The organism is Arthrobacter pigmenti, from assembly GCF_011927905.1.
In the GTDB taxonomy this organism is placed as follows: Bacteria; Actinomycetota; Actinomycetes; order Actinomycetales; family Micrococcaceae; genus Arthrobacter_D; species Arthrobacter_D pigmenti.
On the sequence record NZ_JAATJL010000001.1, the window covers coordinates 2,386,323 to 2,404,799 of the forward strand.

At 65.0% G+C, this 18,477-nt stretch carries 15 protein-coding genes; 8 read left to right on the plus strand and 7 right to left on the minus strand.

Annotated elements, in window-relative coordinates:
- Window positions 1-66: 66 nt before the first annotated feature.
- Genes BJ994_RS11010 through glmS form a run of 3 tightly spaced genes read right to left on the minus strand, consistent with a single transcriptional unit; the run spans window position 67 to window position 3,906 of the window.
- A complete protein-coding gene (locus tag BJ994_RS11010; RefSeq protein ID WP_167994102.1) occupies window positions 67-1,578 on the minus strand; it encodes an NAD(P)H-hydrate epimerase in 1,512 nt (503 codons plus the stop codon).
- 10 nt (window positions 1,579-1,588) lie between these two features.
- A complete protein-coding gene (locus tag BJ994_RS11015; protein ID WP_167994104.1) occupies window positions 1,589-1,960 on the minus strand; it encodes a holo-ACP synthase in 372 nt (123 codons plus the stop codon).
- 11 nt (window positions 1,961-1,971) lie between these two features.
- The gene (gene glmS / locus BJ994_RS11020; protein ID WP_167994106.1) at window positions 1,972-3,906 is read right to left on the minus strand and encodes a glutamine--fructose-6-phosphate transaminase (isomerizing); all 1,935 of its coding nucleotides are present in this window, start codon (window positions 3,904-3,906) and stop codon (window positions 1,972-1,974) included.
- Window positions 3,907-4,067: 161 nt separating this feature from the next.
- On the opposite strand from glmS, the gene coaA reads away from it, so the two are divergent.
- The 3 genes from coaA (at window position 4,068) to mscL (ending at window position 6,375) form a co-directional block, all read left to right on the plus strand.
- Window positions 4,068-5,009, plus strand: a complete 942-nt coding sequence (gene coaA, locus BJ994_RS11025) for a type I pantothenate kinase (RefSeq protein ID WP_167995982.1) — start codon at window positions 4,068-4,070, stop codon at window positions 5,007-5,009.
- Window positions 5,009-5,920, plus strand: coding sequence for a M15 family metallopeptidase (locus BJ994_RS11030; protein ID WP_167994108.1), 912 nt, complete (start codon window positions 5,009-5,011; stop codon window positions 5,918-5,920). Before coaA ends, BJ994_RS11030 begins: the two co-directional genes overlap by 1 nt.
- A 62-nt stretch (window positions 5,921-5,982) precedes the next feature.
- Window positions 5,983-6,375 (plus strand): large conductance mechanosensitive channel protein MscL, encoded by a 393-nt coding sequence (gene mscL, locus BJ994_RS11035; protein WP_167994110.1) that lies wholly within the window; start codon window positions 5,983-5,985, stop codon window positions 6,373-6,375.
- A gap of 7 nt (window positions 6,376-6,382) precedes the next feature.
- Here the strand turns inward: mscL and glmM are convergent, their stop codons facing one another.
- The 4 genes from glmM to nagB form a co-directional block, all read right to left on the minus strand.
- A complete protein-coding gene (glmM, locus tag BJ994_RS11040; protein WP_167994112.1) occupies window positions 6,383-7,735 on the minus strand; it encodes a phosphoglucosamine mutase in 1,353 nt (450 codons plus the stop codon).
- 225 nt (window positions 7,736-7,960) lie between these two features.
- Window positions 7,961-8,458, minus strand: a complete 498-nt coding sequence (gene rpsI, locus BJ994_RS11045) for a 30S ribosomal protein S9 (RefSeq protein ID WP_056544114.1) — start codon at window positions 8,456-8,458, stop codon at window positions 7,961-7,963.
- A gap of 39 nt (window positions 8,459-8,497) precedes the next feature.
- A complete protein-coding gene (gene rplM, locus BJ994_RS11050) occupies window positions 8,498-8,941 on the minus strand; it encodes a 50S ribosomal protein L13 (protein ID WP_167994114.1) in 444 nt (147 codons plus the stop codon).
- Between the two features lie 324 nt (window positions 8,942-9,265).
- Entirely contained in the window at window positions 9,266-10,063 is a 798-nt protein-coding gene (nagB, locus tag BJ994_RS11055; protein ID WP_167994116.1) for a glucosamine-6-phosphate deaminase, read from the minus strand.
- A gap of 268 nt (window positions 10,064-10,331) precedes the next feature.
- Between nagB and BJ994_RS11060 the strand changes: the two genes are divergently transcribed.
- From BJ994_RS11060 to BJ994_RS11080, 5 genes are all read left to right on the plus strand, one after another.
- The gene (locus BJ994_RS11060) at window positions 10,332-13,523 is read left to right on the plus strand and encodes an FtsX-like permease family protein (protein WP_209066798.1); all 3,192 of its coding nucleotides are present in this window, start codon (window positions 10,332-10,334) and stop codon (window positions 13,521-13,523) included.
- Window positions 13,520-16,255 carry an FtsX-like permease family protein gene (locus BJ994_RS11065; protein ID WP_167994118.1) on the plus strand — a complete coding sequence of 912 codons (2,736 nt, stop codon included), beginning with the start codon at window positions 13,520-13,522 and terminating at the stop codon, window positions 16,253-16,255. Before BJ994_RS11060 ends, BJ994_RS11065 begins: the two co-directional genes overlap by 4 nt.
- A gap of 11 nt (window positions 16,256-16,266) precedes the next feature.
- Window positions 16,267-17,217, plus strand: coding sequence for an ABC transporter ATP-binding protein (locus BJ994_RS11070; RefSeq protein ID WP_167994119.1), 951 nt, complete (start codon window positions 16,267-16,269; stop codon window positions 17,215-17,217).
- Entirely contained in the window at window positions 17,214-18,011 is a 798-nt protein-coding gene (locus BJ994_RS11075; RefSeq protein ID WP_167994120.1) for an ABC transporter ATP-binding protein, read from the plus strand. Before BJ994_RS11070 ends, BJ994_RS11075 begins: the two co-directional genes overlap by 4 nt.
- A 165-nt stretch (window positions 18,012-18,176) precedes the next feature.
- On the plus strand, window positions 18,177-18,416 hold the full coding sequence (locus BJ994_RS11080) for a Flp family type IVb pilin (protein WP_167994121.1): 240 nt from the start codon (window positions 18,177-18,179) through the stop codon (window positions 18,414-18,416).
- The last annotated feature ends 61 nt before the right edge of the window (window positions 18,417-18,477 follow it).

Here is an 18,477-nt window from a genome sequence, read left to right on the forward strand (position 1 = left end):
TTTGTCCTGCATCCTTTCATAGCGCAGGACTCCGACATTTCGGTGAACTATGTCGGGGTGCGGCTGTTACAGCAGTTCCGCGAGTACGCGGCCCACGTGCCTGGGCAGCTCTCCGACCATCACCGGTCCGCGCCGTGCTGCGCGCCGCCCCGCCAGTCCGTGCAGCGTCGCGGCCGCCGCTCCCAAAGCAGCCCAGCGCGACGACGGCGGCAGCCCCAGCGGTGCGGCGACGTCGTCGTTCCCGGCGTTGGTCGCGACCAGCGCGCCCAGGATCCCCGCGAGTGTGTCACCCGATCCCGCGGTGGCCAGCCAGGGTGTGGCATTCGACTGGATGAAGAGCTCGCCGCCCGGCGCCGCGACCACCGTTGTGTAGCCCTTCAGCAGGACGGTTGCACCGGTTGTGGCGGCTGCACGGCGGGCGAAGTAGGCGGGCGTTGCTTCAATGGCAACCCGTTCAACGTCTTCGCCCCGGCGTTGGAACAGCGCCGCCAGTTCACCAGCGTGGGGCGTAAGAATGACCTGCTCACCCACTTTTTCCGGCAGCAGGGGCAGCGCACCGGCGTCGACGACGGTGGGCAGGCCGGACGCGATGGCGTCGCGTGCCCGCTGCCGCTGCCCGGGATCCTCCGTGGCGCCCGGCCCCACAAGCCAGGCCTGCACATGTGATTCCGGAACAGAGCCCTGCGAGCAGACAACCTCCGGATGGACGGCGTTGATGAGAGAAGCAACTGTTGGCGGGCCCAGAAAGCGCACCATCCCGACGCCGGTACCCAGCGCCGCACCGGTCGCCAACACCGCAGCCCCCGGGTACATCGCCGAGCCCGCCGCGATGCCGAGCACTCCCCTGCTGTATTTATGGTCCGTTGGTCCGGGCCGCGCGTAGAGCTGCCGGAGATCCTCCGGTTCCAGCGAATACGCCGCCGCCGGCGGAAGGGATTGGGTGAGACCGATGTCGATGGTGACCACCCGCCCCGCTGCCCGTGCTCCGGCGCCTGCGAGCAGCCCGGTCTTGACGCCACCAAAGGTTGCTGTGACATCGGCCGGGAGGATCTCTCCGGCTGCCTCGCCGGTGTCCGCGTCGATTCCGCTGGGAAGGTCGCAGGCGACAACGCGGGCCACACCACGTGCGTTCACCTGCTGGACCAGTTTCGCCGCCGCGCCGCGCAGGCCGCCACTACCACCCGTGCCAAGGATCCCGTCAATCACCAGGGCGGCGGACGCAATCCGCATCGCCAGGGCGTCAACGCGGTCGTCGGTGAGCTGCTCAACCCTGCCGCCGGCCGCACGGAACGCAACCAGCGCCTCGACATGTACCCGCTCGGAGGTGAGAATCGCCGTCGTGCCCGCGCCACGACCCGCCAGCCGCGCGCCGGCGTACAGGGCGTCGCCGCCGTTGTTTCCGCTCCCCGCCAGCACGACGACGGCGCGTCCGTAGATTCCGCCGGTATCGCGGAGTTCGGCGCCGGCAACCTGCGCAAGGCCGTGGGCAGCCCGCTGCATCAAAGCATCGCCGTATCCGGCCTCAAGCAGCGGCGCTTCCGCTGCCCGGATCTGGCTCCCGGTATAGGCACTAAGCATGCTTAGAATCCTAGCGGGTGGCCGGCGGAAGTTCTCCTTCGGCGACAACCATTGCGGTTGCGACCCCGCCGTCGTGGCTGAGCGAGAGGTGCCACCGGGTAACGCCGCGGCCAGACGCGACGGCTGCCACAGTCCCGGACACCTCGACGGTAGGGCTTCCGTTGCCGTCGAGACCGATCCAGCAGTCCTGCCAGTTCATGCCCGCAGGCGCGCCGAGCGCCTTGGCAACGGCTTCCTTTGCTGCAAAGCGTGCGGCAAGCGAGCGGGTGTTCAACGCACGCTCAGCCGCAACGAACAGACGGTCCCGCAGCCCGGGCGTGCGCTGAAGCTGCCGCTCGAACCGCGCGACGTCCACAACGTCCACGCCAATGCCGACAATCACGCCGATACCTACTACTCGACCGTGACGGACTTGGCCAGGTTCCGCGGCTGATCCACGTCATAGCCCTTGGCAGCGGCCAGCTCGCACGCGAAAATCTGCAGCGGGACCGTGGTGAGCAGCGGCGCAAGCAGTGTTGCAGTCTGCGGAACGTGGATGACGTGCTCGGAGAACGCAGCCACGGACTCATCGCCCTCTTCGGCGATCACAATGGTGACTGCGCCACGGGCCCGAATCTCCTGAATGTTCGAAACCACCTTGGCGTGCAGCGAGTCGCGTCCGCGGGGCGAAGGCAGTACGACGACGACGGGCTGACCCTCCTCGATCAGCGCGATGGGCCCGTGCTTGAGCTCGCCGGCAGCAAATCCTTCCGCATGGATGTAGGCGAGCTCCTTGAGCTTAAGCGCACCCTCCATGGCCACCGGGAACCCCACATGGCGGCCGAGGAACAGCACGGACTTGGCATCCGCCATGCTCCGTCCGAGCTCCTTGACGGGGTCCGAGTTATCCAGGACCTCCTGGATCTTCGCCGGCATCTCGCTGAGGTCCGCCAGTACGTCCGCGATTTCGTCACGGAACTTGTTGCCCCGCAGTTGCGCCAGGTACAGCCCGAGGAGATAGGTGGCGGTGATCTGCGCGAGGAACGCCTTGGTGGAAGCGACGGCAATCTCCGGACCGGCATGCGTGTACAGCACCGCATCCGACTCCCGGGGAATGGTTGAGCCGTTGGTGTTACAGATTGCCACAACCTTGGCGCCCTGCTCACGGGCGTACCGCACAGCCATCAGGGTGTCCATGGTCTCGCCGGACTGGGAGATGGCCACCACGAGCGTCTTCTCATTGACGATCGGATCCCGGTAGCGGAACTCGTGCGAAAGCTCGATCTCCGTTGGAATCCGGCACCAATGCTCGATTGCGTACTTGGCCACCTGGCCGGCGTACGCGGACGTTCCGCAGGCGAGGACAACAATCTTGTCCACCGAGCGCAGGATTGATTCGTCGATGCGCAGTTCGTCGAGGACAAGGTTGCCCTTCGCGTCGGTGCGGCCCAGCAGGGTCTGCCCAACGGCGTCGGGCTGGTCGTTGATCTCCTTGGCCATGAAGGACGGGTAGCCGCCCTTCTCCGCCGCGGCAGCGTCCCAGCTGACGTGGAACTCCTTACCGGTGGCGGGCGCTCCGTAGAAGTCGGTGATCGTGACGTCTTCCGGTGTGATGGTCACGACCTGGTCCTGGCCCAGTTCCACCGCACGGCGGGTGAAGTCGATGAAGCCGGAAACATCCGAGCCAAGGAAGTTCTCGCCGTCACCCAGTCCCACAACAAGCGGTGAGTTACGGCGGGCGGCGACGACGACGTCGGGCGCGTCCTGATGGATGGCAAGCAGGGTGAATGCGCCCTCAAGGCGCTGGCAGGCTTCCTGCATAGCACTGGTCAGGGCATCTGCGGTGCCGGCATCCGTTCGACGACGGTAGATGCTGCCGAGCAGCGCCGCAGCAACCTCGGTGTCGGTGTCCGAAGCGAAGACAACGCCCTGCTCCAGCAGCTCAGCCTTCAGCTCGGCAAAGTTCTCGATGATTCCGTTGTGGATGAGGGCAAGGCGCCCGTCATCGGCGAGATGCGGATGTGCGTTCTGGTCCGTGGGTCCACCGTGCGTAGCCCACCGGGTGTGGCCGATGCCGGTCAACGATGCGGGCAGCGGTGAGGAGTCCAGCTCTGCCACAAGGTTGGTCAGCTTGCCGGACTTCTTCCGCGACTGGATACCTGTTTCGGTCAGCACTGCGACGCCCGCTGAGTCATAACCCCTGTACTCCAAGCGACGCAAGCCCTCCATGACCACGTCCAGGGCGCCGTGGCTACCGTTGGAATCAGCTCCGTTGAGTTCTGCTTCTCCAAGCGCTCCGCCAAGGGATTTACCGCCGTTACGGCCTACGTATCCTACGATTCCACACATGGCCTTAAGCGTACCCGTAGCGCGGGTTCAGCCCTGAACTGCGACCTGCCAGAGTGGTGCGCATCACGCCCGGCTCCCGCGGGCTGTTTGTTAATGTCCTGGCCAGGGGGCAGAATTCTAGGGTGAGCGACGAAACTCGAGGTACCGGCCCCACCACCACGGTGGAGGCGGGCGTTACCCCGTTCGTCGAGCTTGATCGCCAGATGTGGGCGCGGCTGTCGAATGAGATCGAGTCTCCGCTGAACGTCGAGGATGTGCAGCGGCTTCGCGGCCTCGGAGACGCACTGAACCTCGATGAGGTGCGGGAGGTCTACCTTCCGCTATCCCGGCTCCTCTCCCTCTACGTTGCCGCTGCCGGCGAACTGCACGCGGCCACCACCACGTTCCTCGGGGAGCGCACAACCCGTACGCCGTTCGTGATCGGTGTGGCAGGCTCCGTTGCCGTCGGGAAGTCGACCACCGCGCGTGTGCTGCGTGAGCTTCTCCGCCGCTGGCCGGGCACTCCGAACGTGGAACTGGTAACCACTGACGGTTTCCTTTACCCCAATGAGGAGCTGGAACGGCGCGGCCTTATGCAGCGCAAGGGCTTCCCTGAGTCGTACGACCGGCGTCGGCTCCTACGCTTCGTGAGCGAGGTCAAGAGCGGTGCTGAGGAAGTGCGTGCACCCTGGTACTCGCACCTGACCTACAACATCGTTCCTGGACGCGAGATTGTGGTCCGCCGCCCTGACGTACTGATTGTCGAGGGGCTGAACGTCCTCGCGCCTGCACGAACCCGGGCGGACGGGCGCTCAGGCCTGGCGCTCAGCGATTTCTTTGACTTCTCCATCTACGTGGACGCCAAGACCTCCTATATAGAGGAGTGGTACGTCCAGCGCTTCCAGTCCCTGCGCAGCGGCGCCTTCGCGAATCCAGCGTCCTATTTCCACCGGTACGCCTCCCTCACGGATAAGGAAGCCGAGGAGACCGCTTTAGGCATCTGGCGGCGCATCAACGAACCGAACCTGTCCGAGAACGTCCTTCCCACCCGCGGCCGAGCCACCCTGGTGCTCACCAAGGAAGCCGACCACTCCATCCGCCGAATGCTGCTACGGAAAACCTGATGGAACCCCTGCGGCGGCTCCGAGGGATGCCGGTCTGGTTGATGACGACGACGGCCCTCGTCGTCGTACTTTCGGCCTGCGGAACGCCCGCGCCCACCACGGACGGCACCGCCCCGGCCAGCCAGCCGCCGCCGTCGTCCGCACCGCAGACTCCGGGCGAGATCCCAGCTCCTGCGCAGCGGCCTCCGTCCCCCGCGGGAAACAGCGCGCCGCCGTCGCCCGCGGCCGCCCCGAGCACGACCCCGGCCGTCACAGAAGAGCCTCCGGCTCCCGCGCCGAGCACAGCGCCGGCGCCCCCACCCGAAGCGGAGGAGTTGAGCGATCCGTCGTCGATCCTCGTGGTCGTCAACAAGCAGCGTCCGCTCGACCCGCTCGACTTCTTCCCGTCCGGGCTTGTCCTTCCCGCAGTTCCGCTGGCCGTGGCCGAACCCAATGCTCTCCTGCGGGCGGACACCAGCGCGGCGGTGGAGCAACTGTTCGCTGCGGCCGCCGACGACGGCGTGGGCCTCACCCTGGTGAGCGGTTACCGCTCCTACCAGGATCAGGTGGCCACGTATCAACACTGGGTCGCCCAATACGGAGGAAACGCTGCCGAAGCTGACCGTATTTCTGCCCGGGCGGGTTATTCGGAGCACCAAACAGGCCTCGCGTTCGACGTTGGCCAGGCCGATGGCGCCTGCACGCTGTCCTCCTGTTTCGCGGACACTGTGGCAGGGCAATGGATGGCAGAGAACGCACACGCTTTCGGCTTCATCCTGCGCTACCCAATCGGAGCCCAGGGGGTCACCGGATTCTCGGGCGAGCCCTGGCATTACCGGTACGTCGGGCTGGAAGCTGCACAGGCGATGCGCGAGAACGGCGTAGCGACCCTTGAGGAGTTCTTCGGCCTGCCGCCCGCGCCCGGATACTAACGTTCACCTTCCGTACCGGCGTGCCCTGTCCGGCTGACCCTTCGCTTGGATAGCCTGAAACCATGCTGAGTGGATTCAAGAATTTCATCATGAAGGGCAACGTCATCGATCTGGCCGTGGCGGTTGTCATGGGCACGGCTTTCGGCGCTGTGGTGACCTCGCTGGTCAACAATGTGCTGATGCCGCTGATCTCGGCGCTCGCCGGATCGCCCACGTTTGACGACTTCGCGCGGATCACGCTCAACGGGAACGAGATTCAGTTCGGCGTATTCCTCACGGCAGTGGTGAACTTCCTGCTTGTGGCTGCCTCTGTGTACTTCGTGATCGTGCTGCCAATGAACAAGTTCATTGAACGCCGCGACCGGAAGCTTGAGTTGAAGCAGAAGGTGGAGGAAGTCGATCCGCAGATCGCGCTGCTGACCGAAATCCGGGACAGCCTTCGCCAGCGAACGTAAATCGAGCCTAGGCAGGCTCGAGAGCCAACTGCCTCTGCACCGTGTCCGCCAGACGGTCCGCAATTGATTCTGCGGTTGCCATGTCCGCCGCTTCGACCATAACGCGGACTACGGGCTCCGTGCCCGACGGTCGCAGCAGCACCCGCCCGGTTTCGCCGAGGGAGTTCTGCGCCTCGCGGACTGCGCGCTGCACTTCGTCGTCGCTGTTCACGCTCGACTTGTCCACTCCCTTTACGTTGATGAGGACCTGCGGGAGCTTGGTCATGATCGTGGACAGTTCCTTGAGGCTGCGCCCGGTCATCGCTACCTGGGCTGCCAACTGGAGTCCGGTGAGTACACCGTCACCGGTTGTTGCGTGGTCGGCGAAGATCACGTGGCCGGACTGCTCTCCGCCGAGGCTGAACGCGCCGTCGCGCATTCCTTCCAGCACGTAGCGGTCGCCAACGGCGGTCTCGCGGAGGCTGATGCCCGCATCGCGCAGCGCGAGCTTCAGCCCCAGGTTGCTCATAACGGTCGCGACGAGGGTGCTGTCCTTCAACCGCCCGGCCGCGTTGAGCGCGACCGCCATGATCGCCATGATCTGGTCGCCGTCCACCACGGTTCCTTCGTGGTCCACAGCAAGGCAGCGGTCGGCGTCGCCATCATGCGCTATGCCGAGGTCGGCGCCGTGCTCGAGCACCGCAGCCTGAAGCATTTCCAGATGGGTGGAGCCGCAACCGTCATTGATGTTGTTACCGTCCGGGTCTGCGCCGATGACGACGACGTCCGCGCCGGCATCGGAGAACACTTGCGGTGAGCAGCCGCTTGCCGCGCCGTTGGCACAGTCCAGCACAACTTTGAGCCCGTCCAGGCGGTGCGGCAGGGACTGCAGGAGGTGAACCACATAGCGGTCTTCAGCGTCCGCGAAGCGTTGGATCCGGCCCACATCCGGCCCCACCGGGCGGCGGGGAGGAGCATTGAGTTCCGCTTCGATGGCGTCTTCCACGGCGTCGTCCAGCTTCTTGCCGCCGCGGGCGAGGAATTTGATGCCATTGTCCGGAGCCGGATTGTGCGAGGCGGAGATCATGACGCCAAAATCCGCGTCGAGGTCAGCGACCAGGAAGGCTGCGGCGGGGGTGGGAAGCACCCCGGCATCGTAGACGTCAACACCTGCGCTGGCCAGTCCTGCTTCAACGGCCGCCGCGATGAAGTCACCGCTGATGCGCGGATCGCGGGCGATGACCGCAGTGGGGCGCCTGCCGTCCGAACTTCGGTGTCCGAGCACCATGGCCGCTGCCTGCGCGAGTTGCAGGGCGAGCTCAGCTGTGAGGAGGCCGTTCGCTTGCCCACGGACGCCATCGGTCCCAAATAATCTAGTCATCGTGGTCCATCCTAAGTCAGAAGGGTGCCGGGCCTTCGAAGCCGTGCTTAAAGCGTTACGCCCGCCCGGCAGCTGCCGAACGGGCGTAACGGGTAAAGCATGTAACTCGGGCTCCCAAGCGCCTTAGACCCAAGTGGCAGGCAGGAGCGTGGAGCCGAGCGCTGGAAAAAGTCGAGGGGACCCGTGGAATAACGCGCCAGCGGTATTCCACGGGGAAGACTTTTTCTAACGCTTGGAGTACTGAGGCGCCTTACGTGCCTTCTTGAGACCGGCCTTCTTGCGCTCGATGACGCGGGCGTCACGGGTCAGGAAGCCTGCCTTCTTGAGGGCGGGGCGGTTGTTCTCGCGGTCGATCTCGTTGAGCGCACGGGCAACGCCGAGGCGCAGCGCACCGGCCTGGCCGGAGGGGCCGCCGCCGTGGATGCGGGCGATGACGTCGTACGCGCCGTCGAGCTCGAGGAGCTTGAACGGGTCATTGACTTCCTGCTGGTGCAGCTTGTTGGGGAAGTAGTCAGACAGCTCGCGGCCGTTGACAATCCACTTGCCGCTTCCCGGTGTAACGCGGACGCGTGCAACAGCTTCCTTGCGACGGCCTACGGCGGCGCCACCGACGGTGAGCGCGGGGCGCTCCTTGACGGGGGCGTCTGAGACGGCCGAGGATTCCGAGGTGTAGCTGGTGAGCTCCTCGGTTGGTTCATTCAGCTCTTCAGTGTTCTGAGCCACGGTTCTCCTTGAGTGATTCTTAGTCTGTGGTGGCCAGGACTACTGAGCGACCTGGGTGATTTCGAAAGTCTGGGGTTGCTGGGCCGCGTGCGGGTGCTCCGCACCGCGGTAAACCTTCAGCTTGCCGATCTGCTGTGCAGCGAGCGAGTTCTTGGGGAGCATGCCCTTGATGGCCTTCTCCACAGCGCGCACAGGGTTCTTCTCAAGCAGCTCCGCGTAAGTCACGGACTTGAGGCCGCCCGGGAAACCGGAGTGGCGGTAAGCGCGCTTCTGCTCTAGCTTGGCGCCGGTGAGGGCTACCTTTTCTGCGTTGATGATGATGACGAAGTCGCCCATATCCATATGGGGTGCAAAGGTCGGCTTGTGCTTTCCGCGCAGCAGTGTTGCGGTCTGGCTGGCAAGACGGCCTAGGACAACGTCGGTGGCGTCAATGACGTGCCACTGGCGGTTGATGTCGCCGGGCTTCGGGGTGTACGTACGCACGATTTTGCCTTCGTTTCTTGTTCTACGGTGACGCCGGCGGCCGGAGGGAAACTCCAGATGCCAACGCAGCTGATGCATGCGTTACCGGAACTTCAGGTGAGGACTGAAACGACACCGGTGATCCCTTGGGTCTCGGCCATTTCCGCGGACCAGGTAGCTCTGCAACTGAGCCGCACGCGGACATGGACGTATCGAGGTGGGACACGCACAACGACTTCCAAGATTAGCGTGGACCGCCCCCACCGGTCAAAACAGACCGCAACACCGCCACACGCCGCACTTCAAGCGGTCCTACGCCCGACGGAAAGACGCTCATGCAGGAATTCAGTCGAAGCCGCCGCTGCGCGCGGACAGGCCCAACTCGTCATTCATTTCCTGCGCCTCACGATAGTAGTCCGCAAGCGAGAGAAGGGAAGCTGCGTCAGGGTCGAGGATGACCACGGCACGTCGATGAAGCTGCAGCACGGAGGCCGGACAATGTGCACTGACCGGCCCCTCAACCATTGCCCGGACGGCCTCCGCCTTATTGGCGCCCATCGCAACCAGGAGCGCAGTGCGGGCCTCACGGATGGTGCCCAGGCCCTGGGTCAGGCACAACCGCGGCACTTCGCCGTCGGAAAAGAAGCGTGCATTGTCTCGACGCGTGGTGCCCGCAAGGGTTTTCACGCGTGTCCTCGAGCTCAATGAGGAAGTTGGCTCGTTGAAGCCGATGTGCCCATTGGCCCCGATGCCGAGGATCTGCACGTCGACTCCCCCTGCCGCGCCGATAGCGGCGTCATACCGCTCGGCTTCGGCAGCGAGATCCGATACATCCCCTTGCGGAGTCATCAGGTTTTCCAACGGTAGATCCACGTGGTCGACGAATTCCCGGCGGATGGTCGTGTGGTAGGACTGCTCGTGGTCGGGGGCTAGCCCCGCATACTCATCGAGCGTGAACGCCCTGACGTCGCTGAAGCCGAGACTTTCTTCGCGGTGCCTGCGGATCAGCTCCCTGTAGGTGCTGCTGGGTGAGCCGCCGGTCGCGAGGCCCAGCACCGCCGAACCCGCCCGAACGTAGTCCTCCACGATGTCTGCCGCGCGCTTTCCGACATGCTCCGCGGAATCACACAGTATTACCTGCAAGTTGGCCTCTCCCTCGGTCGGTACGCTCCTGGCGCTTCAGCGCAACGAACGTTACGTAGTTCCGCGAGCGAGTCTATCGAAGGATGATTGGGAAAGCGCTTGCCATGCCGATTGTTGCGTTATTCACAGCAATTTGACGCTGTTCCGGTCACTCCCCAGAAGCATTTAGGATGGCAGGAGATCATTGATTGTGGCGCGGGTCATACGGTGGCCGGCGCTCGGAGCACCTGGCCAACAGCCACAGCATCCCGGGGGAAGGGCGTTCTACGTGCTGGCACACCTTGCGTTCCGCCGTGCTGGTTCACGCCGTGGCCTCCTTACGCTGATTGCCCTGTCGCTGGCATTCATCACCGCCGTCCTCGGCGGCATCAGCGGTTACACACAGCTCGCCGCCACTGAGGCACTGCGGTCCCTCGCCTCCGCGTCAGGCACGCAGGGCTACTTCCGGATCCACACCACCATCGCCGACGACGCCGAACCCCAACGCGCCGCCACCACCGCTATCTTTAGTGAACTGGGCCTCGATGACGGCCTACGCATCACCCCGGCACCATACTCCCCGCCGCGGCCCCTCGTCCCCTCCGGTGGCACCGCCACCAACCTGCCCGCGGAACTTACTTTCCTTCCCGTCGGTGCAAGCCCGACGACGACGCCGGCAGAAGGCTCGCTCGACGCCTTCGCCCCTGGCTCGAACCAGGAGACGGCGTCCGGGCCCATACCGGCCGCGATGCAGGCCTCCACCGCGGAATCCCTGGGGATTGCAGTCGGTGACACAGTCGCCCTTGAGGGTGCAGACGGCACCGTACGCCTGGAACTGGTGGCAACCCTCGAGCCAAGCGGTGCCGACGCAGCCCTGCTTGATCCTGTTCCCGTGCAGGGCGCCGAGAGCGAGCCGACCGCCGTCGTCGTACCCCCTGAAGCCATCCCGCTGCTGAGCGGACAGCCGAAGATCCAGTGGGTCTTCACGGTGAACGCTGAAACGGTTTCCGCTGCAGCACTTTCCGGCCTTGCGGACGGGCTACGCGAACTTCCCGAGCTCATGGGAGCAGATCCCACAATCAACGACGGCGGAGTCATACCTTCTGGTGAACTCGCCGCCCTGCTGGGCGCCGCGGCTGATGCGACGCAGGCAGTTCGCGCGATCGTCCCGATTGCCATCATCCTGTTGATTGCGTTGAGCGCGGTGACCGTGGTTCAGTTCGCACGCCTGCTTGCGGGTACCCGCACGATCGAGGACCGGTTGATCAGCGCACGGGGGTCGACAGCAGGGCAGCATGCCGCGGTAGCGGCCTTCGAGATGGTTCCACGAGCGGCAGGCGGTGCCCTTCTGGGCTGGGCTGTTGCGGTAATGCTCGGCCCGCTGCTCTCGACCGGCAGCGAGACCGAATACCTGGAGGGCGTGGCGGAATTCGCGGCAGCGAGCTGGACCGTGCCGCTGCTGTGCGCGACTCTCGCCGCCGCGGTGTTCATTGGGGTTGCCCTGCTGGACGCGGTGCGTGCGAGGGGTTCCGGCGCCGAAGCACGAAGAGGTGCCCAGGTGGCCTCCTTCGGCATACTGGCGCTCCTTGTGGCGGCCACCGGTATCTCCGTGTGGCAGTTCCTTCTGTACCGCTCGCCCCTGTCGGAAACCGCCAGCGGTGCACTGGCCGTGAATCCACTGGCCGCGCCCGCACCGGCGCTGCTGTTGCTCGCATGTACCGCTCTGGCGTTGCTGATCACCGGCTGGTCGGCGCGGCGCGTAGAGCATCGGGCTGCGGCGCGGACGGCCCTGGGCATTCCGTTGGCAGCACGGCAGGTTTCGCGCCGCATCGCCTCGTACATCATCCCGATCGCACTGGTCACCGTCACGGTGGGAAGCGCGACCTTCACCGCTGCGTATGCGCAGACAACCAGCCAGTCGCAGGAAGCCGCTGCCCAGCTCGGCAATGGATCGGATGTTCGGGTAACCCTGCCCGGTCCCCTGGTAGTCCGTTCTCCCGAAGACATCCCGGATCTGGAGCCCTACGCCGCCATTGACTCGGTCTCGGCTGCATCCCTGGCCTACCGCGGCGAAGCCCGCCTGGCCTCCGTGACGGTCCCACTCCTTGCAGTGGACGCGGCCAAGCTCCCGGGCCTTCTGTCCGCGGGTGGCAGCACTGTCGACGCCGGGCACCTCGCCAGCTCCCTGGCATACGAGCCGCCGGTACCGGAGCCCGCGCTGGTCCTGCGGCCGTCGGCAACGCAGGTACGCATGCAGCTCACCTCTAATGCCATGTCGGGAGTGACCGACGGCGCCGCCAACCGACGCGCCACGATAACCGCCTGGATCCGCACCGAGCAGGGATTCCTGGTTCCGTTGCCGGCCGGAACGCTGACCCTTTCCGGGCCGGGCGAGCGGGCGCACTCCCTCTCCTTCCCGCTCCCGGAGAATCTGGATCCCGTTGCCATCGCGGCCGTCGACATCGCCCTTGAACGTGCTGCCGTTTCCTCCTCCTACGAACTGGAGATCACCAGCATCGCCAGCGACGGCGGTGTGGGAACCGGGGAAACCCGCTTCACCGATGACTCCTCGTTGGGAATGGTCAACGGTCTCTTCGGTGTTGCCCAGAGCGGGATCGAGCCGCTGGAGGAAGGCGTCGGTGTGCGCTTCCCCGAGGAAGGCTCCGTCTTCGGCACAGCGCAGGTGCGTCTGATACCGGACGCCCAGAACCAGCCCCCTTTGCCCCTTGCGCTTACCAGCCAGCTCATGGCCGAACTGGACCTCGCGGTTGGCGACCCGGTATCCCTGCGGCCGGGAGGAGTTGAGATCGCAGGCGTTGTGGGCGCCGTGTCCCCCGTTCTTCCGGGAACAACCGAGAGCGTTGCAGCCCTGACGGACCTGCAGGCCTATGGCCAGGCGTGGTTAGGCAGCTCATCCACGCAGCCGCGCCCGGGCGAAATCTGGCTTGCGTCCGGGGATCGCGCCTCCACCTCCGCTGCGGCAGCAGCCATCGCGGGTCCCGGCAGCACCGTCACCAGCGCGGACAACAGCCTCATCGCGCGATTCCTCAGCCCGGCGACAACCGCACTCTGGATAGGTGCCATCGGGACCCTGCTGGTGGGCGGTGCAGCTTTGACCGCGAGCATCGTGACACTGGTTCAGTCCCGGAGGTCCGAAGTTGCTGTTCTCCGGGCGCTCGGGATGCAGGCCCGGGACCAGGTGCGCGGGCGCCGCTGGGAGGTGCTCAGTGTCGGGGCGGCCGCCGTCGTCCTGGGCCTGTTGGCCGGCCTGGGCGTCTCCGCACTGACCGTCTCTCTGCTCGCCGAGGCAGTGGTGGTCAACGCTGCCGAATCGCTGCGCGCACCCCTGTCGGTCGCGGTTGTCCCCTTGTGCGCGGTGCTGGCTGCGCAGGTGCTCATCCTGCTTCTGTCCAGCTGGTTCTACGGCGAGCGCGTCCGAAGGCAGGCGCTGAGTCCCACACAGGCGGTGGACGCGCTGTGACACTGTTTGCCCTGTTGCGCCGGCAGTTCCGGCATTCGCGCTGGCCGTCTGTCCTTCTCGCCTCGATCGTGCTGGTGGTTTCAGCGCTGCTCTGCGCATGGCCGCGCGCAGTGGACGCCATGTACACCGCGGATCTACAGCAATCCGTGTCGAACCTCGCCGGTTCGCAACAGGCGATACGTGCATTCGGTTCGGCCTCACCGCCGGACGCGGACTTCAACCAGCCGATGGAAGAGTCCGAGAACGAGGGCCAGACTGCGCGGGCGCTCGAGCGGATCCGCACGGACCTTGCGCAGCCACTCGGCTCTGCATTGGGTGACGGGCGCTGGATAGCCATGGGCCTCGGTTCACCGGTCATCAGTCCGCTGCCGGATCGCATCCGCGAATTGGTGCTGAACTACGCCGTGGATCTGCAGGTGCTGGAGCACATCGAAGTCATCGAGGGTACGTTGCCCGGACCGCCGCCCGACGAGATCGGCGGCGATCCGATCGAGCTCCTGTTGTCGGAGGATTCTGCCGAGGCGGCTAAGTGGACCGTCGGAGAAGAGGGCAGTGTGCGGGTGCGGCTGTCCGCCACCATCCGCGAACGGGAGAACATCCCCTCGGAACAGCGGGTGGTTCTGAGCGGCATCTACAAGGCAATCGACCCCGGCGCGGAGTATTGGAGCCTGAACAATACGCTCCTCTCGGCCGCCGAGGAGTACGATCCCGACACCGGAACCGCCGTCAATGCCACAGCCTTCATCTCGCCACGCGCATTCCTCATAACCCGGCTGGCAGCGGAACAGCAACAGACCTCGTACTGGTACCCGATGGCCACCGAGGCGCTGACCGCCCGCACCGCTCCGCAGGTCGAAGCACAGCTAAGGGAGTTTCTTGGTACACCTCAGTCCGTTCCCGCTGCGTTCGTGCCGGGGCCAACGGTGGTCTTTGGATCCGAAACACCGGATGCAATTGCCGAAGCCACCCAGCGCGCCGCATCCACGAACCAGATCCTCGCGTTGCTTGCTTCCGGCCCCCTCGGCGTGTGCCTTGCGACGGCGGCGCTGGCTGTCCGGCTCCTGATAGAACGACGGCGGCAGGCCCTTGCGTTGGTCTCCGCCCGGGGTGCGAGCGAGTGGCAGGTGCGCGGTTCCCTTGCGCTCGACGGCCTGATCCTCGCGGTTCCCGCCGCCGCGTTGGGCGCGCTGGCAGCGATTCTGCTGGTACCCGTGCCCTTCGCGGTCGGTCACGTGGGCTGGGCCGTAGCGGCAGCTTTCGTTCCCGCTGCGCTGATGGCGCTTCAGCACCGCCGTGGAGACGATGCGCGCGATGACCTCGCCCCGTTCACACGCAACCGTTGGCGCCTGAGTGCGGAGGGCGCCGTCGTCGTGCTCGCCGTGGTCGCGACCACGCTGCTGTTCCAGCGGGGTATTGCCCAGGGAACCCTCGAATATGGCGAGGTTGATGCGCTGCTCTCTGCCACTCCCCTGCTCATTGCGCTGGCCGTGTGCGTTCTTGTGCTGCGCCTGTACCCGGTGCCGTTGGCCTGGTTCGCAAGAGCACGACGCCGGCAGCCGGGCTTGATCGGCTTCCTCGGCGCAACACGTGCTGTGCGGTCCCCGGGCGCCGGACTGGTGCCGGTGTTGGCGCTGATCGTGGGACTCGCCGTCGTACTGTTCTCCGGAGTCCTGCTCTCGACCTTCCGCGCAGGAGTGGGCGATGCGGCGCAGGCTGACGTCGGCGCTGACCTCCGTATTCAGGGGCCACCGTTCACAACCCAGGAGGTTGCGGCGATTGGGGAGGTCGACGGCGTAACCTCCGTTGCCCCGGTGACTGACCTCAGCCGCCTCCGCGCCGAAGTCCGTGGAGAAACCAAGGACGTGAACCTGCTGACGACGGATCCGTCGGCGATGCGCGGAGTGCAGGAGGGGCTGGCGGGCGCCTTCCCGCCGTCGCTGCTGGCTGCGTTGGAGGAACCGACGTCGGACGGCGCGCTCCCGGTTGTAGTCTCACCGGTCCTGGAGCTTGAGCCCGGCACCGCCGTCGAGCTTCGCTATCGCGGAACAACCATCGACCTTGAGGTTGTTGGGGTTGGTTCGGAGAATACGGTGTTCACTCCAGCGGCCGAATGGATGCTGGTGGGGCAGGACGCCATCAACTCGGTTGAGGAACGGACGTTCCAGCCGTCGGTCATCCTCACGGATCTAGGCGAGGATGCCGATCCGCAGGCCGTGATGGGTGCCGTCGAGGACATCACCGGTCCGCAGATCCTGCTGCAGACGCCCGACCAGAATGTTGAGCGAACACTCGGCTCGGCCTCAGGATTCGGGCTGCAGTTAGGGCTGTGGGCGGTCATTGTCTCCATGGTGCTGCTCTGTTCCCTGACGATTGTGATGACGTCAGTGGTGAACACGCCGGCCCGGAACCGCTTGATCTCGCTGCTACGTACGCTTGGCTTTCCGCCGCGCCGGGATGGCGCATTGATGTTGTGGGAGTTGGGGCCCATCGCTGCGGCCGCGATTCTCGCTGGAACAGCACTGGGCCTGGTTCTGCCGCTCATCATTCTGGACAGTATTGACCTCTCGGCTTTCACCGGTGGCGAGGACGAGCCGGCGCTGGCCATCAATCCTCTGCTGGTTCTGGCATTGGTGGCTGGTTTTATGGTGGTGGTGCTTGCTTCGCTTGCCGCGGCTGTGGCCGCGGGACGACGACAACGGTTGGCAGCGGTGCTTCGAATGACAGACAGTTAGGGCGTTCACACATGGGAACAGAAACGCAGCCGCACATCCTCTGCGAGGACGTGGTGCGGATCTTCAAGGGTGAAGGGATCGAGGTTCAGGCCCTTCAAGGGCTGAACCTGCGCGTGATGCCCGGCGAGATGACCGCCGTCGTCGGCGCTTCCGGATCGGGGAAGTCCACACTGCTGACGATCCTTTCCGGTCTGGACAGGCCGACGGCGGGACGTGCGCAGGTGGCCGGCGTGGATCTGCTCGGACTCGGCAGGAAGGATCGGGCACGGTACCAGCGGCAGACGGTGGGCTTTGTCTGGCAACAGACCCCGCGCAACCTTCTGCCCTATCTCACTGCCGCCGAGAATGTCGCTCTGCCGATGGCAATCAGCAGGCGTAAGGAGCAGCAGACGCGCGTTAATGAACTCCTTGAACTTGCCGGAGTGGGTCATTGCAAGGATCGCAGGCCGCAGGAGATGTCCGGCGGTGAACAGCAGAGGGTGGCACTCGCCGTCGCGCTTTCCAATTCGCCGGCGGTGATCCTGGCTGATGAGCCCACTGGTGAGCTTGATGAGCATACGTCGGCCGATGTGCTGGGCGCGATGCGCACGGTGAATGAGGAGCTTGGTACCACCACGCTGATCGTGACGCATGACCCGACGGTGTCCGAGCATGTGAAGCGCACAGTCCAGATCCGGGATGGCCGGTGTTCCACTGAGACCCTTCGCCGGACCGGCCTGAACAACGACGGCGACGAACATCTGATTGCCGAGGAATTCGCCGTGATAGACCGCGTGGGCCGCTTGCAGCTTCCGCAGGATTTCATGCAGACCCTGGAGATGAAGGACCGGGTCCGGTTGGGGTTGGAACCTGACCATGTGCGTGTCACCCCGGCTTCCTCCGATGCTTCGCCTGATGGTTCGACCGATGCTTTATCCGAAGCTTCGTCGAAAGCTTCGTCCGATGCTGAGGAGACACGATGAGCAGCGATTCTGCTCCCGCAATGCGGGCTGTCGGGATAAACCGGACGTACGGCAAGGGCGAGAGCGCAGTGCATGCGTGTCAGGATGCGAGCCTGTCCGTGCAACCCGGCGAGCTGTTGGTGGTGAAAGGGCCTTCCGGTTCCGGGAAGACCACGCTGCTGAACTGCATCGGCGGACTGGACGAGCCGGATAGCGGCACCGTGTTCATCGGGGATCGCGAGCTGACCGCGATGCGCGAGTCGGATCGGGTCGAACTGCGCCAGACCCAACTGGGATTCGTGTTTCAGTCCTTTGGGTTGATTCCAATTCTCTCGGCCGCGGAGAACGTGGAGGTTCCGATGAGGCTGGTCGGGATGCCGCCTGCGGAGCGGCAGGCACGGGTCGATGAGCTGCTCGAGCTGGTAGGCCTGGCCGACCATCACCACCAGCGTCCGGCTGAACTCTCGGGCGGTCAGCAGCAGCGCGTGGGCCTGGCTCGTTCGCTGGCGAACCGGCCGAAGTTGCTCATCGCGGATGAGCCGACTGGCCAGCTGGACAGCGTCACGGCCGGCACCATGATGGACCTCATCAGCGATCTCGTGCACAGTCACGGGGTCGCCGCTATCGTGTCTACTCATGATCCCCTGCTCATGCAACGCGCGGACCGTGTGCTTGAACTGCACGACGGACGGATTCTAGGCGGCCAGGCCACTGCTTCGGCTGGTGCCTCCTCCGTCGAACCAAGTGACGAAGCCTCGCCGGAGATGATTGAAGTGCCTCGCTCCTACTCCGGGCGGCATCGGCGCAATCCCTAGCGGATGCACAGGGAATACTCAGGATTGACGCCTAAGAACGCGACAGCTACAGGGTTTACTCAGCTTTAGTTCAAGCTTGGAGCTTTCGAGGAAATTCGTTGCTAGCTTCTTTGCCATGAGCTGGCGAAGGGCCAGCCACCCTCTTCCTCGTACAGGAGAAATCCAATGCTCACCTCGTTCTTCTCTGACGTCAAAACCATCATCAAGTCCCGCACCAACCGCGACGAGACCGGCGCCACGGCCGTCGAGTACGGCATCATGGTCGCGCTCATCGCCGTTGTTGTAATTGCGGCTGTCACGCTGCTCGGGGGGCAACTAACCGGCATGTTCGAAGAAATTGCTTGTGGCATCGAAGGCGGAACAGTTACGGGCGCCGGCACTGACGCCGTTGCTTGCACCCCGTAGTCACATCCAACCGGTGGGGAAGGACTTTCGCTGACCTTCCCCACCTGGCGACCATGAGAAG